At 64.7% G+C, this 20833-nt stretch carries 23 protein-coding genes; 18 read left to right on the top strand and 5 right to left on the bottom strand.

From position 1 onward, the window contains the following. Nucleotides 1-36 precede the first annotated feature (36 nt). Nucleotides 37-819 (top strand): nucleotidyltransferase family protein, encoded by a 783-nt coding sequence (locus tag ASE85_RS03025; protein WP_056683206.1) that lies wholly within the window; start codon nt 37-39, stop codon nt 817-819. A 9-nt stretch (nt 820-828) separates the two neighbouring features. Here the strand turns inward: ASE85_RS03025 and rnhA are convergent, their stop codons facing one another. Genes rnhA through ispH form a run of 3 tightly spaced genes read right to left on the bottom strand, consistent with a single transcriptional unit; the run spans nt 829 to nt 3224 of the window. Then, complete coding sequence (gene rnhA / locus ASE85_RS03020; RefSeq protein WP_056683203.1) at nt 829-1275, bottom strand: ribonuclease HI; 447 nt, start codon at nt 1273-1275, stop codon at nt 829-831. After that, on the bottom strand, nt 1272-2261 hold the full coding sequence (gene thrB, locus ASE85_RS03015) for a homoserine kinase (protein WP_056683200.1): 990 nt from the start codon (nt 2259-2261) through the stop codon (nt 1272-1274). The genes rnhA and thrB overlap by 4 nt, the downstream gene beginning before the upstream one ends. Nucleotides 2262-2264: 3 nt before the next feature. Continuing rightward, the gene (ispH, locus tag ASE85_RS03010) at nt 2265-3224 is read right to left on the bottom strand and encodes a 4-hydroxy-3-methylbut-2-enyl diphosphate reductase (RefSeq protein WP_056683197.1); all 960 of its coding nucleotides are present in this window, start codon (nt 3222-3224) and stop codon (nt 2265-2267) included. Nucleotides 3225-3398: 174 nt separating this feature from the next. Between ispH and ASE85_RS03005 the strand changes: the two genes are divergently transcribed. From ASE85_RS03005 to tatC, 9 genes are all read left to right on the top strand, one after another. Next, a complete protein-coding gene (locus ASE85_RS03005; RefSeq protein WP_056683194.1) occupies nt 3399-4007 on the top strand; it encodes a hypothetical protein in 609 nt (202 codons plus the stop codon). A 117-nt stretch (nt 4008-4124) separates the two neighbouring features. Then, nucleotides 4125-5852 (top strand): arginine--tRNA ligase, encoded by a 1728-nt coding sequence (gene argS / locus ASE85_RS03000; protein WP_056683190.1) that lies wholly within the window; start codon nt 4125-4127, stop codon nt 5850-5852. A gap of 13 nt (nt 5853-5865) precedes the next feature. Beyond that, complete coding sequence (locus tag ASE85_RS02995) at nt 5866-6588, top strand: SPOR domain-containing protein (protein ID WP_056683187.1); 723 nt, start codon at nt 5866-5868, stop codon at nt 6586-6588. Between the two features lie 66 nt (nt 6589-6654). Beyond that, complete coding sequence (nagZ, locus tag ASE85_RS02990; protein ID WP_056683183.1) at nt 6655-7668, top strand: beta-N-acetylhexosaminidase; 1014 nt, start codon at nt 6655-6657, stop codon at nt 7666-7668. 8 nt (nt 7669-7676) lie between these two features. Then, nucleotides 7677-8444, top strand: coding sequence for a segregation and condensation protein A (locus ASE85_RS02985; RefSeq protein WP_056683180.1), 768 nt, complete (start codon nt 7677-7679; stop codon nt 8442-8444). Continuing rightward, nucleotides 8441-9034, top strand: coding sequence for an SMC-Scp complex subunit ScpB (scpB, locus tag ASE85_RS02980; protein ID WP_056683176.1), 594 nt, complete (start codon nt 8441-8443; stop codon nt 9032-9034). Before ASE85_RS02985 ends, scpB begins: the two co-directional genes overlap by 4 nt. A gap of 28 nt (nt 9035-9062) precedes the next feature. Beyond that, the gene (locus tag ASE85_RS02975; protein WP_056683173.1) at nt 9063-9308 is read left to right on the top strand and encodes a twin-arginine translocase TatA/TatE family subunit; all 246 of its coding nucleotides are present in this window, start codon (nt 9063-9065) and stop codon (nt 9306-9308) included. Nucleotides 9309-9334: 26 nt separating this feature from the next. After that, nucleotides 9335-9817 (top strand): Sec-independent protein translocase protein TatB, encoded by a 483-nt coding sequence (gene tatB, locus ASE85_RS02970; RefSeq protein WP_056683170.1) that lies wholly within the window; start codon nt 9335-9337, stop codon nt 9815-9817. Beyond that, nucleotides 9814-10593, top strand: coding sequence for a twin-arginine translocase subunit TatC (tatC, locus tag ASE85_RS02965; protein WP_056683167.1), 780 nt, complete (start codon nt 9814-9816; stop codon nt 10591-10593). The genes tatB and tatC overlap by 4 nt, the downstream gene beginning before the upstream one ends. Before the next feature lie 347 nt (nt 10594-10940). Here the strand turns inward: tatC and ASE85_RS02960 are convergent, their stop codons facing one another. Further along, nucleotides 10941-11069, bottom strand: coding sequence for an entericidin A/B family lipoprotein (locus ASE85_RS02960; protein WP_056683165.1), 129 nt, complete (start codon nt 11067-11069; stop codon nt 10941-10943). 363 nt (nt 11070-11432) lie between these two features. Next, a complete protein-coding gene (locus ASE85_RS02955) occupies nt 11433-12419 on the bottom strand; it encodes a cell wall hydrolase (protein WP_056683161.1) in 987 nt (328 codons plus the stop codon). A gap of 195 nt (nt 12420-12614) precedes the next feature. Between ASE85_RS02955 and ASE85_RS02950 the strand changes: the two genes are divergently transcribed. The 8 genes from ASE85_RS02950 (at nt 12615) to ASE85_RS02915 (ending at nt 20822) form a co-directional block, all read left to right on the top strand. Continuing rightward, nucleotides 12615-13610 carry a cysteine synthase A gene (locus tag ASE85_RS02950; protein WP_056683158.1) on the top strand — a complete coding sequence of 332 codons (996 nt, stop codon included), beginning with the start codon at nt 12615-12617 and terminating at the stop codon, nt 13608-13610. A gap of 41 nt (nt 13611-13651) precedes the next feature. Next, entirely contained in the window at nt 13652-13963 is a 312-nt protein-coding gene (locus ASE85_RS02945; protein ID WP_056684295.1) for a hypothetical protein, read from the top strand. A 145-nt stretch (nt 13964-14108) separates the two neighbouring features. Continuing rightward, nucleotides 14109-15386 carry a DUF4350 domain-containing protein gene (locus tag ASE85_RS02940; protein ID WP_056683155.1) on the top strand — a complete coding sequence of 426 codons (1278 nt, stop codon included), beginning with the start codon at nt 14109-14111 and terminating at the stop codon, nt 15384-15386. A gap of 187 nt (nt 15387-15573) precedes the next feature. Further along, nucleotides 15574-16071 (top strand): division/cell wall cluster transcriptional repressor MraZ, encoded by a 498-nt coding sequence (locus tag ASE85_RS02935; RefSeq protein WP_056683152.1) that lies wholly within the window; start codon nt 15574-15576, stop codon nt 16069-16071. After that, nucleotides 16068-17018, top strand: coding sequence for a 16S rRNA (cytosine(1402)-N(4))-methyltransferase RsmH (gene rsmH / locus ASE85_RS02930; protein ID WP_056683148.1), 951 nt, complete (start codon nt 16068-16070; stop codon nt 17016-17018). The genes ASE85_RS02935 and rsmH overlap by 4 nt, the downstream gene beginning before the upstream one ends. Continuing rightward, entirely contained in the window at nt 17015-17665 is a 651-nt protein-coding gene (locus ASE85_RS02925; protein WP_056683145.1) for a hypothetical protein, read from the top strand. Before rsmH ends, ASE85_RS02925 begins: the two co-directional genes overlap by 4 nt. After that, a complete protein-coding gene (locus tag ASE85_RS02920; protein WP_056683142.1) occupies nt 17665-19368 on the top strand; it encodes a peptidoglycan D,D-transpeptidase FtsI family protein in 1704 nt (567 codons plus the stop codon). Before ASE85_RS02925 ends, ASE85_RS02920 begins: the two co-directional genes overlap by 1 nt. Beyond that, nucleotides 19368-20822, top strand: a complete 1455-nt coding sequence (locus tag ASE85_RS02915; protein ID WP_056684292.1) for a UDP-N-acetylmuramoyl-L-alanyl-D-glutamate--2,6-diaminopimelate ligase — start codon at nt 19368-19370, stop codon at nt 20820-20822. The genes ASE85_RS02920 and ASE85_RS02915 overlap by 1 nt, the downstream gene beginning before the upstream one ends. Nucleotides 20823-20833: the final 11 nt, after the last annotated feature.

Raw genomic sequence — 20833 nt, 5'->3', positions numbered from 1 at the left:
CTTCCCGCCACGGAGAGGCTCCGCTAACGCGCGGCGATGACTGGTTCCATCACTGCCATCCTGCTTGCGGGCGCGCGCCCGATTCCCGATCCTCTGGCGCAGGCCGCGGGCGTAGCGGTAAAGCCGCTGGTGCCGGTGGGCGGCGAGCCGATGATCAATCGGCCGGCGCGCGCGCTGCTGGACCATCCCGCAATCGGGCAGGTGGTGATCCTGACCCAGCGCGCCGATCTGTTCGCCGCCGACCCAGCCACTGCCTGGCTGGCGGATCACCCGCGCGTGCGATTCGAAAAAGGCGGGCAGGGGATCGCATCCTCGCTGCTGACGCTGCTGGAGGGGGAGGACTTGCCTTTCCCGATCCTGATGACCACGGCCGACCATGTGCTGCTCGACCGCGCGATGCTCGACCAGTTCGTGGGGCAGGCGAACGGCGCGGATATCGCCGTCGCCATGGTGGAGCGGGCAACCTTGCTGGCGCGTTATCCGCAGTCGCGGCGCACCTGGCTCAAATTCCGCGACGGCTGGTGGTCGGGCGCGAACATCTTCTGGTTCGGCAGCGACAAGGCGAGCCGGATCATCGCCTTGTGGCAGGAGGTGGAGCAGGACCGCAAGAAGGGCTGGAAGATACTGGCCGCCTTCGGCCCGTTCGCGTTGCTGGGGGCGCTGCTGCGCATCCTGACGTTGCGTGGCGGGATGGCACGGATCGGCCGGAAGTTTGGCCTCGCCGCGCGGCTGGTGGCGATGGATAGTCCGGAAGCCTGTATCGACGCCGACAAGCCGGAGGATGTCACGCTGATCGAGGCGATCCTGCGGCGCCGCTGACGATAGGCCTTATTTCCGGAAACGCTCCGCCGCCGCGCAGGCCAGCGCATCGGCGCGCTCATTTTCGGGGTGGCCGGCATGGCCCTTCACCCATTGCCAGGTCAGCTTGTGCGGGGCGGCGGCCTTCAACAGCAATTGCCAGATTTCGACGTTTTTGACCGGCTTGTTGTCGGCGGTCCGCCAGCCCTTCTTCTGCCAGCCGAACACCCATTTGGTGATGCCGTCCATCACATATTTGCTGTCGGTGTAGAGCGTCACCTGACAGGGCTTCTTGAGCGTGTTCAGCGCCTCGACCGCCGCCATCATTTCCATGCGGTTGTTGGTCGTCTGCGCCTCGCCGCCGGAGATTTCCTTTTCCTTATCGCCAAAGCGCAGCACCGCGCCCCAGCCGCCGGGGCCGGGATTGCCCTTGCACGCGCCGTCGGTGAAAATGTCGACCTTGGGAAAATCGCTCATGCGCCGAGCAATTCCGCCGGATCAGCCTTGGCATAGAAGTCCAGCCGACGCAGATAGGCCAGCGGGTCTTTCCGCGTCACCAGTGCGTCGGCGGGCGTGTTGATCCAGTCATAGGCGCGCGTCAGCAGGAAGCGCAAAGCCGCGCCCCGGCACAATATCGGGAAGGCGGATCGCTCGGCATCGCTCAGGCCGTGTGCGGCGCCATAGCCTTCGCCCATCGCCGCCGCCCGGTCGCCATGCCATATGCTGCCATCATTGCTGAAGCACCAGGCGCTGTGGGTGACGGCCAGGTCATAGGCGCGGATGTCGGTGCAGCTGAAATAGAAGTCGATGAGGCCCGTCACCTCATCGCCCAGCATCAGCACATTGTCGGGGAAGAGGTCGGCATGGATGACGCTGCGCGGCAGGTCGGCCGGCCAATGGGCGTCGAGAAACGCCAGTTCCTCCGCCACGCGCGCGCCAAGGCCGGGTTCGATCTGGTCGAAATCATCGCCGCACTTGGCGGCCAGTGCGTGCCAGCCATCCTTGTCCAGCGCATTGCGGCGCTCGCCGGCAAAGCCCTGCGCGGCCTTGTGCAGTTCACCCAGCGCCACGCCGGCCGCGCGCGCCTGCCCGGCGGTCGGTTCGGTGACGGAAATGCCGGTCAGGAACTCGATCAGGCAGGCAGGGCGGCCGGAGAGTTGCTGGAGCCGCCTGCCTTCCCGATCGGCGATGAAGCGCGGGACGAGGCAACCGCGCGCGCCCAGATGGTCGAGCAGGTCCATGAAGAAGGGCAGGTCGGCTTCATCCACCCGCTTTTCGTACAGCGTCAGGATGTAGCGGTGGCCCCCGATACCTTTATTCCCGTCATGGCCGGTCGTTTCGAGCAGATAATTGCTGTTCTCCACCCCTTCGGCTATGCCCTTGGCCGATACCAGCCGGCCGGCATCATAGCGGGTGAGGAAGGCGTCGATCTCTTCGGCGGGGACGTGGGTGTAGACGGCCATGGCTTATGCAGTCTCCAGCCCGCGGGGCAGTTTGAAGGCGATCGTTTCGCGCGCGGTTTCCACCTGCTCTTCCTCGATCGCGAAGCGGTCCGCCAACCGGTCCACCACTTCGCGCACCAATATTTCAGGCGCGGAGGCGCCAGCGGTCAGGCCCAGCGTTTTCACGCCCTCCAGCCAGTCGAAGTCGATTTCCGTCGCACGCTGGATCAGCCGGGCAGGGGTGCCCTCGCGTTCTGCCACTTCCACCAGCCGCAGCGAGTTGGAACTGTTGGGCGCTCCGATCACATAGAGGGCGTCGCACTTCGCCGCGATCGCCTTCACGGCCGTCTGGCGGTTCGACGTGGCGTAGCAGATATCCTCGCCCTTGGGGGCGGAAATGGTGGGGAAACGGCGTTCCAGTGTGGCGACGATCGCGGCGGTATCGTCCACCGACAGCGTCGTCTGTGTCAGGAAGGCGAGATTGTCGTCGTCGGACGGGGCGAACGCCTCCGCATCCTCGACCGTTTCGATGAGCGTCATCGTGCCGTCGGGTACCTGACCGAACGTACCGATCACCTCCGGGTGGCCCTTGTGCCCGATGAACAGGATATGGCGGCCGGCCGCGACCTGCCGTTCGGCTTGGCGATGGACCTTGCTGACCAGCGGGCAGGTGGCGTCCAGATAGGATAGGCCGCGCGCCTCCGCCTTGGCCGGGACCGCCTTGGGCACGCCATGGGCGGAAAAGACCACCGGCACGCCGTCGGGTACCTGGTCCAGGCTTTCCACGAAGATCGCGCCCTTGGCCTTCAGGCCATCGACCACGAACTTGTTGTGGACGATTTCATGGCGGACATAGACCGGCGCGCCATAGGCTTCGATCGCTTTTTCGACGATGATGATCGCTCGGTCGACCCCGGCGCAAAAGCCGCGCGGCGCGGCGATCAGGAGCTTCATCGGCGGGCGGGTGGCGGGCGCGTGCGTCATGTCCTGCCGCTTAGGCGAATGTGGCGCCGGATGAAAGCGGCTTCCTTATGGTTGGAGGGGATGGGCAGTTGCGTGGCGGGCGGCGGATGGATAAGGAAGCGCAAAGCGTCTGGTCTTGTGGGCCAATCGAAGGAATGTCTGCCTGTGAAATTGTCTCCTATCGCCCTGACCGGAATGTTGGCCCTGGCTCTGGCGGGCTGCTCGCGGCGCGGTGAGATCGATGCGACCGGCGGTATCGTTGCCGTGCGTTCGGCCTGCCCGGTGGCGGCGATCCCGGCGCAGACCGGCGACATCACGCTCTTCACCGCGCCCGGCCGGACCGACGCCGCGGCGATCGACGTGGTGGCCGATATCACCAATTTGCGGTCGACCTGCGCCGACAATGGCCAATTCTATACCGAGGCGACTTTCACTGTGAACGCCCGGCGCAGCGACGCCAGCGCCGCGCGGCAGGTGATCTTGCCCTATTTCTCGGCGGTGGTGCGCGGCGGCAATGCCGTGATCGCCAAGCGGGTGGGACAGGTGACGCTGAACTTCGCCGCCGGTGACTATCGCGCCAGCGCGCAGGCCAAGGCCGGCTCCTATGTCGATAAGGCCGCCGCCACGCTGCCCGCCGAAATCCAGCAGAAGATCACGGCGAAGCGCAAGGCCGGCGACGCCGACGCGGCGATCGACCCCTTCGCCCAGCCGGACGTGAAGGCGGCATTGCAGAAAACCAGCTTCGAGCTGCTCGTGGGTTTCAACCTGACCCAGGATCAGCTCCGATATAACGCGACCCGTTAAGCGCTGCCCCATTCTACCGTTCGGGCTGAGCTTGTCGAAGCCTTGCCCTTCTTGAAAGAAAAGAGCGGCCCTTCGACAGGCTCAGGGCGAACGGAACTTGTCAGAAAGTTTCGTACAGTGTCCCTTTACACCCGTTTCACCGCCCATCTCGACACCGTGCTGGACGCGCTGGAGGCTGAAGGCGTGCTGCCTGCCGGCCTCAACCGTAAGCCCGTGACGGTCGAGCCGCCGCGCGACCCGTCGCATGGCGACCTCGCCACCAACGCCGCGATGGTGCTGGCCAAGCCCGCCGGCACCAATCCGCGCGCGCTGGCCGACGCGATCGTCACCAAGTTGCAGGCGCTGGACGAAGTGGAAAGTGCGACCATCGCCGGCCCCGGCTTCATCAACCTGACCCTGACCGACCCGACCTGGCGCGCGGAACTCGCCGCGATCCATGCCGATGCGGATGATTATGGCCGGTCCGATTTTGGTCAGGGCGTTACCGTCAACGTCGAATATGTTTCTGCCAATCCGACGGGGCCGATGCACATGGGCCATTGCCGCGGCGCGGTGGTGGGCGACGCGCTCGCCACGTTGCTGGAATATGCCGGGCATAAGGTGACGCGCGAATATTATATCAACGATGCGGGCGGGCAGGTCGACGTGCTCGCCCGGTCGGCGCATGTCCGTTATCGCGAGGCGCTGGGCGAGGATGTCGGCGCCATTCCCGAAGGGCTCTATCCCGGCGACTATCTGGTGCCAGTGGGACAGGCTCTGGCTGCGGACTATGGCGACAAATTCGTCGGCGCACCCGAAGCGGACTGGCTGGTGACGTTCCGCACCTTTGCCGTGGCGAAGATGATGGATATGATCCGCGACGATCTCGCGCTGCTGGGTATCCATCACGACCTCTTCTCTTCGGAGGCGGAATTGCAGGCGGCGGGCAAGCCGGAGCAGGCCGAAGCCTGGCTGCGCGCGCACGACCTGGTCTATGACGGCGTGCTGGAAGCGCCCAAGGGCGAGTTGCCCGACGACTGGGAGCCGGTGGAACTGCCGCTGTTCCGCTCGACGCAATTTGGCGACGATCAGGATCGGCCGATCAAGAAGTCGAACGGGTCGTGGACCTATTTCGGCGCCGACATGGCCTATCATTATCAGAAGGCCCAGAGCGCGGACCAGTTGATCGACATCTGGGGCGCGGACCATGCCGGGACGGTGAAGCGCATCCAGGCCGCCGTCGCCGCGCTCACCGAAGGCAAGGCGCGCTTCGACGTCAAGCTGATCCAGATGGTCCGCCTGCTGCGCGATGGCGAGCCGGTGAAGATGTCCAAGCGGGCGGGTAATTTCGTGACGCTGGCCGATGTGGTCAAGGAAGTGGGCAAGGATGTCGTCCGCTTCACCATGCTGACGCGCAAGGCCGACGCCCAGATGGATTTCGATTTCGCCAAGGTGGTGGAAGCGTCGAAGGACAATCCGGTCTTCTATGTGCAGTACGCCCATGCCCGCATTTCCTCGCTCGGCCGCCGCGCGCAGGAAGCCGGGATTGCGCTGCCAGCGCCCGACCTGTCCCTTCTTGGGACGGCGGAACTGGGCCTGGTAAAGCTCGCTGCGCAATTCCCGCGCGTGGTGGATGGCGCGGCGCAGGCCCGCGAACCGCACCGTGTCGCCTTCTATCTCAATGACTTGGCGTCGGCCTTCCATGGCTGGTGGAATATGGGCAATGATGATCCACAGGCGCGCGTCATCCTGGCCGACCAACCGGCGCTTACCGCGACCCGGCTTTTCCTTGCGCAAGGAATAGGGCAGATTATCCGCAACGGGCTCGCTCTCATGGGCGTTGCGGCCCTGACGGAAATGCAGTGAGGCGCTGGATATAATGAGCGATTATGCGCGCGGACGACTGGACCTTGACGATGAGGATCGTCTGCCCTGGCTGGAGCCGGCCATCGACGATGAGGCGGACGATCGCATCTCGCCCTTGCGGCTGCTCGGCCTGATCCTGCTCGGCCTTGCCCTGATCGGGGCGGTGGTCGCCAGCGTCTGGTGGATGCAGAATCGCAATGGCGGTGGTGGCGCTGGCGAGGGTCAACTCATCGCGGCACCGACCGAGGATTACAAGATCGCCGCCAATGAGGCCGACGCCAAGAAGTTCGACGGCGAAGGCGATGCCAGCTTCGCCGCCAGCGAAGGCGTGGCCCGCGATGGCCGTATCGACCCCAGCCGCGTGCCCGAAGCACCGATCGCCAAGACCGCGCCCGCGCCGGCCGGCCCTGCGCCGGCCGCGCCGAACAAACCCGCCGCCAGCGTCACCGCGCGGGTCACGGACGAAACCAGCGTTCGCCCGGTCGCAACGGCCAGACCAGCCGCCGGTGGCGCGATGATCCAGTTGGGCGCCTACGGTAGCGCGTCCGGCGCCAAGGATGCCTGGACCAAATTGTCGAAGCGCTTCGCCTATCTCGCGCCGCTCGCTATGACGGTCGAACCGGCACAGGTTGGCGGCGGCACCGTCTACCGCCTGCGCGCCGGCGCCGGCGGGCAAGCCGGCACCATCTGCGGCAGGCTGAAAGTCGCCGGCGAAAGCTGCATGGTCGTGAACTGACATGAAGGGGAAGGGCGCTGCTCTTCCCCTTCGACAATCCCGGTTTCACGCGCTACCATCAGGCGCATGAAACCCGTCATCTTCGGTCTTTCCGGCGAAACCCTGACCGCCGACGAGCGCGCCTTCTTTGCTGAGGCTGAACCGGCCGGCTACATAATGTTTAGGCGCAACATCGCCGACCGCGCGCAGGTGCGGGCGCTGACCGATGATCTGCGCAACCTGCATGGCCGCGACGACCTGCTGATCATGATCGATCAGGAGGGTGGCCGGGTGGCCCGGATGCAGGCGCCGGTCTGGCCCAGCTTCCCGCCCGCCGCGGCGTTCGACCAACTCTACGACATCGCGCCGTCGAGCGCCATTGCCGCCGCGCGCGCCAATGCCCGTGCGATTGCGCTCACGCTGGCGGACGTCGGCATCACCGTCGATGCGCTACCGTTGCTGGATGTGCGGCAGGACGGGGCGAGCGACATCATGGGCGACCGCACGCTGGGTGCCGATCCGATGCGGGTGGCGGCGCTGGGCCGCGCCACGCTCGAAGGACTGGCCGAAGGCGGCGTGGTCGGCATCGTCAAGCATATGCCGGGCCATGGCCGGGCGATGGTGGACAGCCATCTGGCGCTGCCGATCGTCAATGCCAACCTCAATGCACTGGAAACCGACCTGGCGCCGTTCCGCACGCTCAATCGCGCGCCGATGGGGATGACAGCCCATGTCGTCTACACCGAATGGGATGCGGAGCGCCCGGCCAGCCTGTCGCCCAGGATTATCGGCGAGATCATCCGCCAGCGGATCGGCTTTGACGGGCTGCTGATGTCCGATGATCTGGACATGAAGGCGTTGCGGGGCAGCATCCCCGAACTCGCGGCCGGCGTGGTCGCGGCGGGATGCGATCTGGCGCTCAATTGCTGGGGGCGGATGGACGATATGGTCGGCATCGCCGGTTTGCTGCCCGACATCACGGATCAGGCGCGGGCGCGGCTCGACCGGGCGATGACGTCGGTGACGCGGGGGGGCGATCAGCCGGAACTGGAAGAATTGCTGGCGACTCGCGATTCGCTCTTGGGGCTGGCGCTCGCTTGACTGAGGATATGTTCGGCCAGCCGGCTGTTCCCAGTGTCGAAACGCTCACCGTCAGCTTCGATGCGTGGGAGGGGCCGCTCGACCTGCTGCTCAATCTGGCGCGCACGCAGAAGGTCGATCTGCGCGAAATCTCCATTCTGGCGCTGACCGAGCAATATCTGGCGTTTATCGACGGTGCGCGGCAGTTGCGGCTGGAACTGGCGGCCGATTATCTGGTGATGGCGGCATGGCTCGCCTATCTCAAATCCGCGCTACTGCTGCCCCGGCAGGAGCAGGAAGATCCCAGCCCGGAAGAAATGGCGCTGCGGTTGCAATTACGGCTCCAGCGTTTGCACGCGATGCGCGATGCCGCCGCCCGGTTGATGGCGCGCGACCGGGTGGGGCGCGACGTCTTCATCCGGCGCAAGCCGGAGGGACTGCGGTTGGTGAAGAAGGCGCAGTGGCGGGCCAGCCTCTATGACCTGATCCAGGCCTATGGCCAGATTCGCGCCCGGACCCAGCCGGTGGTCCACACCATCGCGGTGCGCCCGGTGATGACGCTGGACGAGGCGATCCAGCGGGTCGGGTCGCTCGTCGGCACGGCGGTCGACTGGACCCGGCTCGAATCCTTTCTCCCCCCGGATCTGGATGCGCCGAAGGCGAAGTCGGCGCTGGCCAGCAGCTTCGTCGCGGCGCTGGAACTGGCGCGGCAGGGCCGGCTGGAGATGCAGCAGGACGGCATCTTCGCCCCCATCTATCTGCGTGCGCCCGCACCGAATCAGGGAAGCGCGGCATGAGCAGTGAGCCTGACGATTTTCTCCGCGCGTTAGAGGCCGCCCTGTTCGTGGCAGAAGCGCCGCTGACACCGGCGGAACTCAGGCTGCATGTGGGTGAGGGCGGTAATCTGGATGCGGCGTTGTGCACGCTGTCGGATCATTATGCCGGGCGGGGTATCAACCTGGTCGAGCGGGGCGGGCGCTGGCATTTCCAGACCGCGAGCGATCTCGCCCATATCCTGCGCCGGGAGAAGGACGAACCGCGCAAATTGTCGCGTGCCGCCATGGAGACGCTGGCGATCATCGCCTATCACGAGCCGGTCAGCCGTGCGGAAATCGAAGCCATTCGCGGGGTTCAGGTGGCCAAGGGGACGCTGGACGTATTGATGGAGGCGGGCTGGGTCCGCCCCGCCGGACGGCGTGAAGTGCCCGGTCGCCCGCTCATCTATGCGACCAGCGTAGATTTTCTGTCACATTTCGGGCTTAGCAGCCGTCGCGACCTTCCCGGAATGGACGATTTGCGCGCCGCAGGTCTGCTCGACCCCGTTGATTTGGCGCTGGAGGGTATGGGCGGGCAATCCGTTCTGGAAAATGACGACGAAGAGGCCTAGATAGGCCCTCTACTAGGAGTATTGAAAAATGGGTTCCTTTTCGCTGATGCACTGGGTGATCGTGCTCCTGGTCGTCATGCTGCTGTTCGGTGGCGGCCGTATTTCCGGCCTGATGGGCGACGTGGCCAAGGGCATCAAGAGCTTCAAGAAGGGCATGGCCGATGATGACGACGATGTGACGCCGGCCAAGCCGGCCGTGCGCATCGACGGTCATCGTGTGCCCGAACAGGATGCGCCGACGCCCAGCGCGACCGAAGAAAAGACCAAGGCCTGATCCTCCAGCAAGGCCGATAGTCCCGCATGTTTGGTATCGATTCGTCTGAATTTCTGGTGATCGTGATCATTGCCGTGATCGTGATCGGGCCGAAGGACTTGCCGCGCGCGCTCTACAAGGTGGGGCAGATCGTCGGCAAGGCGCAGGGCATGGCCCGTCATTTCCGCACCGGCATCGACGCCATGGTGCGCGAAGTGGAACTGGAAGAGCTGGAAAAGAAATGGGCCGCGCAGAACAAGCGGATCATGGACGAGCACCCGCCCGAAACATCGACGGATGCTCTGCCCGCGCCGGTCGAAACGTCAGCGCAGGACGGGGTGCAGGATATGCCGCCCTATGTCGCGGACACCGCGCCGGTGGAAAAGCCGCCCTTCGTCGCCGAATCGGCGCCAGTCGCTTCGCCGTCGGCCGTTACGCCGTCGCCCGCTACGACATCGGCCAACGACGGGCCGCCCTATGTGGCGGATGCCCCCGTCGCTCAGCCTCAAAAGGGTGACGCGGCAGCATGATCGGGGATATCGACGACAGCAAGGCGCCCTTGCTCGATCATCTGATCGAATTGCGCGGCCGTTTGCTCAAATGCGTCTATGCGCTGGTCCTGACCGGTGCGATCTGCTTCTATTTTTCGGAGCAACTGTTCGCGATCCTGGTCTATCCGCTCAAGGAAGCGTTCGGCGACGGCGGCGGCCGGCTGGTGTACACCAAGCTGTACGAAGCCTTCTTCGTGCAGGTGAAGATCGCGTTCTTCGGTGCTTTCTGCCTGTCTTTCCCAATCATCGCCAACCAGCTTTGGGCCTTCGTCGCGCCGGGCCTTTATGCCAAGGAAAAGAAGGCGCTGCTGCCCTTCATCCTGGCGACGCCCTTCCTGTTCGCGATGGGGGCCAGCCTGGCCTATTTCGTGGTGATGCCGACGGCCTTCCACTTCTTCCTGGAGTTTCAGGGCAATAGCAGCGGCCTGTCAGTGGAGGCGCTGCCGAGCGCGGACGCCTATCTGGGGCTGGTCATGCAGTTCATCCTGGCTTTTGGCATCAGCTTCCTGATGCCGGTGCTGCTGATGCTGCTCAACCGTGCAGGTTTCGTCACGCGGGCGCAACTGATCAGCATGCGCCGCTACATGATCGTCGCGGCCTTCATTCTTGCCGCGGTGCTGACCCCGCCGGACGTCGTGTCGCAACTGATGCTCGCAATCCCGCTGCTGCTGCTGTACGAAATCACCATCATCGCCATCTGGTTCACGGACCGCAAGGCGGCGAAAGTGGAAGCGGAGGAAGAGGCTCCGGCCTGAGGCTTCCGGTTCAGCAGGCGCAGTGGATATGGGGCATCTGAATGCGTGAGACGGGGACTGTCGGCTTTCAGATCGCGTTCTCAACATGCAGTCATCCCAGCGAAGGCTGGGATCTCAGGCAGGCGAACGCTGCGTAAACGGATGGCGCGAGACGGCTCGCCGCCTTCCAACGCCGCCTGAGACCCCAGCTTTCGCTGGGGAACGGCTACAGGGTGGTCTCAAATGCACCTCTGACCGAAAACCATCGGCCCGACGCATCGTCATTCTCCACTCTCCAAAAAAAAGGCCCGCCGTTTGACGGGCGGGCCATGCTAGGGAGGGGGTAGTAAACGGTAAATCCGTAGCGCTTAGTTCGCGCTTTTTTCCACGGCCTTGCCAGCGCTCTGCACGTCGCGGCCCGCGCCCTCGACCGTGTTGCATGCAGCGACCATCAGCGAACCTGTGAGCAGCACGGCAGCCAGGATTTTCTTCGTCATCGAAAGTCTCCTCGTCAAATTCTGTGACCGGACGGCATTGCCGTCTCAGCGACGAAAGGAAGAACCCGCGCTGCCAGAATACGTTCCGCAGCCGGAAAGAATAATGATTTCAAGGGAAAATCTGCCCCGGAAAAATTCTGAGCCCGGAATGCGTCGGGGGGGGAAGCATTCCGGGCTCATATTTTGTGGATAGCAAGAGCGGGGGGCAAAAGATTTGCTATCCGAATTGTAGAACCCGTCGCGACCCGGATCGGTTCCCGCAACTGCCAAAAAAACGCATTTCTTTAAATGCTTTTTTTACAGATGCTTCGATGGTGAGCGACTTGTTAACCACAAGAAAGTGGCGGCTGAACGGAAAAAAGATCAGGTAAGGGGGCGGCCCGTATTGCGATATTCCGGCCGGATGGTGGATTCCGGCAGGCCATCATCGGCCGGTTGCGGCCGGGGTGCGGGTGTCCATCCGACGGGCGGCATGGCCTGGGACGGGGTGGCGGATAGGGGCATGCCGGCTGGCGGGACATAAGCGGGGGCAAGCGTTTCCAGGGGTACGACGGGCCTGGCGGGCCAACTGGTACGCGCCGGGCCTGAAATCGTCTCCCGTCCCAGATAGGGAATGCGGAAGGCGGCGGGCGTGCCGTTGAACCCAGGATTGCGATAGAAGATATGCGCGCCGATTACCGCCACCGCCTGAAGGCTGGACGACCATTCTGGACGTACCGCCAGCGTATGATAATGGGTCGCCAGGCCGACCGGCACATAGACCTGTCCAGCAAGCGCCTGTTCGGCCACGCGCCGCGCCCGCACCCAGGCCGCCGCCGCCGGCATCCGCGCCATGGCGCCGTCGCAGCTGAAAGTGAACTGGCATCGAAAGTCGGTCCGTTCCGACCCCTGATAGACGACGCCGCAGACCGTGTTGGGCCAGAGCGGACTGCGCACCCGGTTCAGCACCACTTGCGCAACCGCCCGCTGGCCGTCGTCCGGCTCGTTGGCGGCCTCATAATAGATGGCCGATGTCAGGCAGTTGATTGCACGGTAGCTGTCCACGCCGGTCATCCCGCGAAAGACCATCGCCGGCGCGGCCTTCGCTTCGTCCAGCCCCAGCACATGTTCGCTTTGCACCGTGGCAACGCCCGGAACCGGATCGAACGCGCCCTGCGCATAGAAGAAGGCGGAGCCGGGGAAATTCTGCGCCGACACCTCGGACGGGTCGGCATGGGCGGCATCCTGTTCGCCGCCCAGCATGTCGAGGGGCGCGGCGGTGATGAGGCGCGGCGCCACGAGCAGCAGCAGCGCGATCGCAAGAATCGCCCCATGCCCTTTCCACCCTCGCATTTGCGCCAGCAACCGCATGCCAATCCTGTAAAATGGCAACCCGCCGTCGCCCGTCCCGTTGGCTCTTAGCCGAAAAACCTTATTCTTTCCTCCCTGCATTTGCGCCTGTGCCGCGATGGGACGGCGATTGGCGCAAAGGTTAAAATGCCCGCTTTGCCCCGATCATCATTCCCTTGCTTGGCAAAGTCGTACAGGCCGGGCTATGCGGGTTTCATGCTGCTTCAATCGGATAGTCTCGCGCTGATCGGCAACACGCCGATGGTGCGCCTCGCTGGCCCCTCGCAGGAGACGGGCTGCGACATTTTCGCAAAATGCGAATTCGCCAATCCCGGTGCGTCCGTAAAGGATCGCGCCGCCCTGTTCATCGTCAACGATGCCGAGGAGAAGGGACTGCTCAAGCCGGGCGGCACGATCGTCGAGGGGACGGCGGGCAATACCGGCATCGGTCTTGCGCTGGTCGCCAATGCCAAGGGCTACAAGTCGATCATCGTCATGCCCGAAACGCAAAGCCGGGAAAAGATGGACACGCTGCGCGCGCTGGGCGCGGAACTGGTGACGGTGCCGGCGGCGCCCTATTCCAATCCCGGCCATTTCGTTCACACCTCGCGCCGGATGGCGGAGGAGACGCCCGGCGCGATCTGGGCCAACCAGTTCGATAACATCGCCAATCGCAAGGCGCATATCGTGGGCACGGCCGAGGAAATCTGGACTCAGATGGATGGCCGGATCGACGGTTTTACCTGCGCGGCGGGGACCGGCGGCACGATCGCGGGCGTGGGGCTTGGCCTCAAGGCCAAGGATGAGGCGATCACCATCGCGCTTAGCGACCCGCATGGCGCGGCGCTCTACAATTATTACGCCCATGGCGAATTGAAAGCAGAGGGTTCGTCGGTCGCCGAAGGCATCGGGCAGGGACGCATCACCGCCAATCTGGACGGCGCGCCGATCGACACGCAATTCCGCATTTCCGACGAGGATGGCCTGCTCTGGGTCCGCCGCTTGCTGGCCGAAGAAGGGCTGTGCCTGGGCCTGTCGTCGGGCATCAATGTCGCGGGCGCAGTGGCGTTGGCCAGGCAATTGGGGCCGGGCAAGCGTATCGCGACGATCCTGTGTGACACTGGCTTCCGGTACCTTTCGACCCTCTACAACCGGCAATGGCTGGAATCTAAGGGCTTGACGGTCTTCCCCTGGCTCGCGCAGACTGCATGATCGTCGACACGGGTCGCGGCGAAGACAATAAGAGCGCAAGCATGGCTGAAACACCCCGCCGTCAGGAAGGGTTGCAGCGCGTCCAGATCGGGCTGACCGGTCTGGCGGGCGTCGTGCTGCTGGTTGGCCTCGCCAATATCGTGATCGAAAAGGCGCGCATGGATGATGCCGCGCTGCCGCCGCCGGTCGTGCCCACGCTGAGCCAGACGCAAAATGCGGTTTCGCCCAAGGAACCGCTGGCCGAACTCGGCGTACAGCCCGCACCGGAGCAGGCGCCGATTGTGCCTGACCTCCAGCCCGATCCCAATATCCGCAAGCCCATCGACCGCGACCCCGCGCAGCAGCAGCGCTAGGGGCGTCATTCGGGGCATCAGTGGATATTGCGTGTCCCCTACGCTCGTTCAGGCTGAAACTGTCGAAGCCCTGCTCTCCTCTTCCAAAGGACAGCCCTTCGACAAGTTTATGTCGAACGGATGAATTCGGGATGCAGGGGTGTCGATGAAAGCCGGCCTGAAGCGATTCCTCTGGCTGTGGTTGTCACCGCTCGGCCTGTTCCTCGCCGGGTTGCAGCGCGCTTTCCTGACCGGGCAGGCCGATCCGTGGGATTGGGGCCTGTCTGCCGCCTTGCTGCTCGCAATGGTTGGGCTGCTGCTCTCGCGGCGTGGCTGGCTGATGCAGGTCTGGGTAACGCTGGGTGGCGTCGGGACGGTGCTGATCTTTTGCACATTGGCGGCCGGGCGCGCGCCCGCCCCACTAGCAGTGGCAGGATTTCTCGCGGTGGCGTTGCTTGCCACATTCGGCGGCGCTTCCCTTGGTTCATTTCCGTTCGCTTCGAGTGAAGTCGAGAAGTCGCAGGGGTCACCTATGCGTTTCTCGGCACGCTCGAAACGAACGGGTGTTGGGTTGAGCCTCCTGATTCTTGCCGCCGTCCTCGTCTGGCGTGGGCCTGCGCAACCGGTCCGGCCTGTCCCGGCCCGTCCCGACCTCGCTGTCATCACCGGTCTGCCGCTCTTCTGGGACGAGGCGGGACAGGGTGAACCGCGCGATGCGCCGATCGTCACGCTGCTACGCACCCGCTTCACCGTCATACCGATGGATAATCCGCTTCAACTCACAGGTGCGGGTGCGCGTCGCCTGCTTCTGGCCCAGCCCCGCGCGCTGGCGCCGGCACAACTGGTCGCGATCGACCAATGGGTGCGGGATGGCGGTACGATATTGGTGCTGGCCGACCCGCTGCTGCGGTGGCCGTCGAGCCTGCCGCTGGGCGATCGCCGCCGCGCGCCCTCGATCAGTCAGTTGCAGCCGCTGCTGCACCATTGGGGGGCAGCGCCACTCGCGATCGAGGATCGGGAGGTCCGCCGCATAATCGACGGCGATCTCCTCACCCTGTCAGGTGCGCAGCTTTATGCCATGGGCGACGACCGCCGGATCGTCCATCGCAAGCGGCTGGGCAGGGGAGAGGTTGTGCTGTTGGGCGATGCCGACCTGATCGACGACCGGCTCTGGCTCGCCGATCCGGCTCATCCTCTCGATCCCCGCTACTGGGTGGCCGATACGCCCGCGGGGCTCGTTCGCTGGCTGGGTGGCGCTGCCATAGCCGGCGACCGGCGCTGGATGCGGGAGTCGCGCGACGTCATCCGGGGACTCAGGTGGGCGCTTTTGGCTGGGATGATATGGGCGATGCTGGGCGCGATACGCCTTCGCCGGGACGGGCGAGGCTTCAGCCCCGGAACAGAAAGGGAATATGGCGGCGCAAAAGATAACAAATCCGGTTAGTCCCGTATTTCACCGTCTTTTCCCATCACCACCCATGCTTTCCCATTGCAGTCCACCCCCATGCTTGGTAGGAAAACCAGCATTGGGGTTCGTCAGGCTTTGCGTTGTCCTGTGCGCTGGATGATCGTTCTCATGATTCCAGCGACGGACGGCCTGTGCCCCGAAAACAAGGGGCCAGATAGCCATCGTGTCGGACGTCATTCTCTATTCGGGCAACGCATTCAGCGTCGCGGACGGCAAAGGCCGTTTCGTGCTGCCCCTGGAGATGCGCAAGCTGGTGAAGCAGGCCAGCGGTGGCGAAAATCGCCTGTGCCTGTCCGTCCATTTCGACAATGGCTGCGCCACGGGCTTTGGCCTGTCCCACAAGCAGTTCCTGTTCGAGGAAGTCGATAAACTGGAGCAGAAGGCCTATGAGGCCGGGCGCGACTTCAACGCCGATATAGAGCGCGAAAACCGCCTCGGCACGATCGAGGACGTGAATTTCGACGATGCCGGCCGTTTCTTCCTCCACCCCGATATCAAGGAAGAAGCAGGCATCACGGACGCGATCTTCTTCTACGGCGTGGGCCGCTACTTCCAGATATGGAAGCCCGAAGCGCTCATCGAAAGCCCGGATCGCCCGGCGCTGATCCGCAACAAGGTCCGCCGCTGGATCGACGCGCGTGCCGAAGGGGCGGCGAAGTGAGCGGCGCTCCGCACATCCCCGTCCTGATCAGTGAAGTGCTCGAAGCCCTCGCCATCAACCCCGGCGAGATTCATGTCGACGGCACCTTCGGCGCGGGTGGCTATAGCAGCGCCATGGCCAGCGCCGGCGCGCGCGTCTTCGCCTTCGATCGCGACCCCGATGCGATCCGCGAAGGGCAGGCGGTGGCCGATGCGCATCAGATCACGCTGATCCCCGGCGAATTTTCGCGCATGGCGGAACTGCTGGCGGAACGCGGCATCGACAAGGTGTCGGGCATCACGCTCGATATCGGCGTATCCTCGATGCAACTGGACCGGGCGGAGCGCGGCTTTTCCTTCCAGTCGGACGGCCCGCTCACCATGACGATGAGCCAGGACGGCATGAGCGCCGCCGATTTCCTCAACGATGCTTCGGAAGAGGACATTGCCAACGTCATCTATCGCTATGGCGACGAACCCAGGTCGCGTCGCGTCGCTCGTGCGATCGTGGAGGCGCGCCCGCTGGAGCGCACAGGCCAACTGGCCGCCGTCGTCCGCAAGGCGCTGGGCCACAAGCCGCATGACAAAAAAGACCCCGCGACCCGCACCTTCCAGGCGATCCGCATCCATGTGAACCGCGAGTTGGAGGAACTGGAGATGGCCCTCGACGCGGCGGAAATGCTGCTGGAGGAGGGCGGTCGGCTGGCGATCGTGACTTTCCATTCTCTGGAAGACCGCATCGTCAAACAATTTCTGCGCAACCGTAGCGGCGGCGACAGCGGCGGGTCGAGGCATATGCCCGAACGCGCCGCTGGTCCGCAACCGACCTTCGCCAAGCCGGCCAAGGCGGTGAAGCCGGGCGAGGCGGAACTGGCGCGCAACCCCCGCGCCCGATCCGCCACCCTGCGCGCCGCCATTCGTACCTCTGGCCCCGCCCAGTCCACTTCCGCCCGGAGTGCCCGCGCATGATCGCCGTCAAGAGGTTGCAGAGCCTGATCTGGGTGATCCTCGTCGCGCTGGGCGCGCTCGGCGCCTATATGGTGTCGCTCAAGGTCGCGACCGAGCGCAACGAACTGATGAAGGTTCGGGCGCAGATCGCGCGGGCAAAGGCCGACATCCGCTATCTGGAAACGGAATTCAGCGCGCGCGCCTCGATGCGTCAGCTGGAGCGCTGGAATCAGGATGATTTCATGTATGCGACGCCCACCGCGCAGCAATATCTGGGCGGGGAACGGGCGCTCGCCCATCTGGACGGCGTCCAGCCAAATGGCCCCGATTACGTCGCGCCGCCTGTGATGGTGGCGATGGTGGAAACCCCGGCCGACCTGCCTTCGGCTCCCCAGAAGGCGCCGGAAAGCCCGGCCGCGACCCAGATTCGCAGCGATATCGCCGTGATCCGCGAAGCCCATGCCGCCGATACCGTCGACAAGCTGCCCAAGCCTGCGCCCCGCACCCCCGCGCAGCAGGCCAAGGTCGATGCCGATGTGTCGAAGCCCAATCCGATCGCGCGCAAGGCGGAACGGATGGCGATGCTCGACGCCAAGCTGCTGGATGACAGCACGCTGGGCGACCTCAGCGCCAGGGCGGCGCGCGAAAAACGCAGGGAGCAGCGCTGATGGCGACGATCATTGTCCAGCCGGGCGGCGAGCGGGCGGGGCGAGCGCGGGTCAACCTGACCGCCATCGCCCATAACCGGCTCATGCTGCTGTTGATCCTGTTCATGCTCATCACTGCCATCGTCATTGGCCGACTCGTCTGGGTCGGTATTTTCGCGCATGGCAATGTGGGTGATGGCAGCCTGTCGCCTTTCCTGCCCGCGCGTGCCGACATCGTCGATCGCAACGGGGTGCCGCTGGCGCGGACCATGGATGCCTATTCGGTGGCGGTACGCCCGTCCAAGCTGATCGGCGATCCGGGCGAACTGGCGCGCAAGCTGCACGAAATCTTCCCCGACGAACCCGAAGCGGCTTTCTACAAGAAGCTGACCGGCCGGGGCTGGGCCTATCTGCGTCGCCGCGCCCTGCCCGAAGAAGTGGCGGCGGTGAACGCGCTGGGTGAAATCGGTATCGAATTTCCGCGCGAGAAAGAGCGCCTCTATCCGCAGCGCACGCTGGCGGCCCATGTGCTGGGCTTCGCGCCCGACTCTGCGGGTGTCGGCGGCATGGGCGTGGAGGCGGCCTTCAACGACCGTCTGATCGACGTGGGCCAGCGCGGCAGGCCCTTCGCCATTTCGATCGACAGCCGGGTGCAGGGTGCGCTGGAAAGCGAACTCTACGCCCAACTGGTGCAGACGAAGGCCAAGGGCGCGGGCGGCATCATCATGGACGCCAATACCGGCGAGATCATCGCCATGGCCTCCATCCCCGTCTTCGACCCCAACAAGCTGCAAAATTATGCGGGCAAGAGTTGCAGCCAATCGCCACTCTGCAACCATATGGTGCAGGCCCGCTACGAACTGGGTTCCTCGTTCAAGCCGCTGTCGATCGCTGCGGCGATGGATGCCGGCGTCGTGACGTCGATGAGCAAGCGCTATGACGCGACCGCGCCGCTTGCCGTCGCCGGTTTCCGCATCAAGGACGACCATGCGATGGGCCGCTGGATCAACGTGCCGGAGATATTGGTCCACAGCTCCAACATCGGCACGGCGCGAATCGCCGACGAAATGGGTGCGGCGCCGCTGCAAAAAATGTTCCGCAGCCTGGACTTCGACCAGCGTGCGCCGATCGAGTTCAACGAGCGCGCCAGGGGCATCTGGCCGTCTAGTTGGGGCCGCATCACCAGCATGACCACCGCCTATGGCCATGGCATCGCCGTGACGCCGCTCCACTTGGCGGCGGCCTATGCGGCGCTGGTCAATGGCGGCATCTGGCGTCCCGCCACCGTGCGCAAGCTGCGTCCCGACGAAGTGCCCGAAGGCCGCCGCGTCTTCACCGCCGCCACCAGCGCGCGGATGCGGCAACTGTTGCGGATGATCGTGTCGGCGGGTACAGGACGAAGCGCCGACGCCAAGGGATTCCGGGTGGGCGGCAAGACGGGTTCCGCCGAAAAGCCCCAGGAGGGGCGCTATAACAAGACTTCGCTCGTGACGACTTTCGCTTCTGCCTTCCCGATGGACAATCCCCGTTACGTCGTGGTGGCGATCATGGACGAGGCGACGGGCCAATATGGCCTGCGCACGGCCGCCTGGACCGCCGCGCCGGTGGTCAAGCGCGTGGTGGAGCGCACCGGCCCGATGCTGGGCGTGATGCCGGACGAAAGCCGTGACGTGGATATTTCGGATCTGATGCCGCTGCTGCACGGCGACAAGGAGAAAGAATGATGCGCCTCGGGTCGCTAATCGAGGGGTTGGATGCGGATATATCGGACAAGGTCGGCGGCATCGCCGGCCTTGATGCGTCCGTGACCGGCTTTGCCATCGACAATCGCAAGGTTGCGCCGGGCACCGTCTTCGGTGCGTTCCAGGGCCTGCGCGTCAATGGTGAGGATTATATTCCCGACGCCGTGAAGGCCGGCGCCGTCGCCATCGTCGCACGCCCCGAAGCAAAGGTGGAAGGGGCGATTCATATCGCGCATGCCAATCCGCGCCGCCTGCTGGCGCTGATGGCTGCCCGCTATTTCGCGCCTTTCCCGGATGTGACCGTCGCCGTCACCGGCACCAATGGCAAGACCAGCACGGTCGAACTCGCCCGCCAGCTCTGGCGCATGATGGGCCACAAATCCGCGTCGATCGGTACGCTGGGCGTGACCACCGCCGTCGATCAGGTGTCAACCGGCCTCACCACGCCGGACATCGTCACCTTCCTCGCGAACATGTCGGGCCTGAAACGTGAAGGCATCACCCATGCCGCGTTCGAAGCCTCCAGCCACGGCCTCGACCAGTATCGCACCGAAGGGTTGCCGGTCGTCGCTGGCGCTTTCACCAATTTGTCGCGCGATCATCTCGATTATCATGGCGACATGGACAGCTATTTCGACGCCAAGATGCGGCTGTTCGATGAAGTCGTGTCGGCGGACGGCGCGGCGGTCGTGTGGGCCGATGACGCATGGTCGGACAAGGTCATTCAGCGCGCTACGAAGCGGGGGCTTCGTGTGCTGAGCGTCGGGGTGCAGGGGCAGGCTTTGCGCCTTGCCAACCGCACCCCGACCCAGTTGGGCCAGGCGCTGGAAGTCGAAGCCGACGGCAAACTTTATAAGGTCAACCTGCCCCTGATCGGCGCCTATCAGGCCGCCAATGCGCTGACCGCCGCCGGCCTCATCATCGCTTGCCGTGGTGACACGGCCAAGGTCATGGAACTGCTCGGCCGGGTCCAGCCGGTGCGCGGACGGCTGGAGCGCGCGGTCATCAGCAAGGCGGGCGCGCCTGTTTATGTCGATTACGCCCATACGCCCGATGGCCTGAAAGCCGCGATTGAGGCACTGCGCCCGCATACGCGCGGCAAGCTTATCACCCTGTTCGGCGCCGGTGGCGATCGCGACGCGGGCAAGCGGCCGCTGATGGGCAAGGTGGCGGCCGAACTGTCCGACCATGTTATCGTCACCGACGATAATCCCCGCTCGGAAGAGCCCTCCGCGATCCGCGCCGCCGTGCTGGCCGGCGCGCCGGAAGCGGAAGAAATCGGCGGTCGTCGCGCCGCCATCGCCGCCGCCATCGGTCAGGCTGGTGCGGACGATATCGTCCTGCTGGCCGGCAAGGGCCATGAACAGGGCCAGATCATCGGCGATCGCGTCTTGCCCTTCGACGACGTCACCGTGTCGCGGGAGTGCGCGGGTTGAACAAGGAGATG

It is taken from the genome of Sphingobium sp. Leaf26 (assembly GCF_001421665.1).
Classification (GTDB): domain Bacteria; phylum Pseudomonadota; class Alphaproteobacteria; order Sphingomonadales; family Sphingomonadaceae; genus Sphingobium.
Note: the sequence above shows the minus strand (reverse complement) of the source record. Positions and strands in the feature narration are given on the sequence as shown.

Excerpts from the sequence above, each read along its gene's own strand:
- ASE85_RS03005 (WP_056683194.1), top strand. The coding sequence starts at position 3,399 with ATGTTGGCCCTGGCTCTGGCGGGCTGCTCGCGGCGCGGTGAGATCGAT.
- ASE85_RS02985 (WP_056683180.1), top strand. The coding sequence starts at position 7,677 with ATGTTCGGCCAGCCGGCTGTTCCCAGTGTCGAAACGCTCACCGTCAGC.
- ASE85_RS02915 (WP_056684292.1), top strand. The coding sequence starts at position 19,368 with ATGCGCCTCGGGTCGCTAATCGAGGGGTTGGATGCGGATATATCGGAC.
- scpB (WP_056683176.1), top strand. The coding sequence starts at position 8,441 with ATGAGCAGTGAGCCTGACGATTTTCTCCGCGCGTTAGAGGCCGCCCTG.
- ispH (WP_056683197.1), bottom strand. The coding sequence starts at position 3,224 with ATGACGCACGCGCCCGCCACCCGCCCGCCGATGAAGCTCCTGATCGCC.
- ASE85_RS02945 (WP_056684295.1), top strand. The coding sequence starts at position 13,652 with ATGGCTGAAACACCCCGCCGTCAGGAAGGGTTGCAGCGCGTCCAGATC.
- tatB (WP_056683170.1), top strand. The coding sequence starts at position 9,335 with ATGTTTGGTATCGATTCGTCTGAATTTCTGGTGATCGTGATCATTGCC.
- ASE85_RS02955 (WP_056683161.1), bottom strand. The coding sequence starts at position 12,419 with ATGCGGTTGCTGGCGCAAATGCGAGGGTGGAAAGGGCATGGGGCGATT.
- ASE85_RS02960 (WP_056683165.1), bottom strand. The coding sequence starts at position 11,069 with ATGACGAAGAAAATCCTGGCTGCCGTGCTGCTCACAGGTTCGCTGATG.
- tatC (WP_056683167.1), top strand. The coding sequence starts at position 9,814 with ATGATCGGGGATATCGACGACAGCAAGGCGCCCTTGCTCGATCATCTG.
- ASE85_RS02940 (WP_056683155.1), top strand. The coding sequence starts at position 14,109 with ATGAAAGCCGGCCTGAAGCGATTCCTCTGGCTGTGGTTGTCACCGCTC.
- ASE85_RS02925 (WP_056683145.1), top strand. The coding sequence starts at position 17,015 with ATGATCGCCGTCAAGAGGTTGCAGAGCCTGATCTGGGTGATCCTCGTC.
- ASE85_RS02920 (WP_056683142.1), top strand. The coding sequence starts at position 17,665 with ATGGCGACGATCATTGTCCAGCCGGGCGGCGAGCGGGCGGGGCGAGCG.
- thrB (WP_056683200.1), bottom strand. The coding sequence starts at position 2,261 with ATGGCCGTCTACACCCACGTCCCCGCCGAAGAGATCGACGCCTTCCTC.
- nagZ (WP_056683183.1), top strand. The coding sequence starts at position 6,655 with ATGAAACCCGTCATCTTCGGTCTTTCCGGCGAAACCCTGACCGCCGAC.
- ASE85_RS02995 (WP_056683187.1), top strand. The coding sequence starts at position 5,866 with ATGAGCGATTATGCGCGCGGACGACTGGACCTTGACGATGAGGATCGT.
- ASE85_RS02975 (WP_056683173.1), top strand. The coding sequence starts at position 9,063 with ATGGGTTCCTTTTCGCTGATGCACTGGGTGATCGTGCTCCTGGTCGTC.
- ASE85_RS03025 (WP_056683206.1), top strand. The coding sequence starts at position 37 with ATGACTGGTTCCATCACTGCCATCCTGCTTGCGGGCGCGCGCCCGATT.
- rnhA (WP_056683203.1), bottom strand. The coding sequence starts at position 1,275 with ATGAGCGATTTTCCCAAGGTCGACATTTTCACCGACGGCGCGTGCAAG.
- ASE85_RS02950 (WP_056683158.1), top strand. The coding sequence starts at position 12,615 with ATGCTGCTTCAATCGGATAGTCTCGCGCTGATCGGCAACACGCCGATG.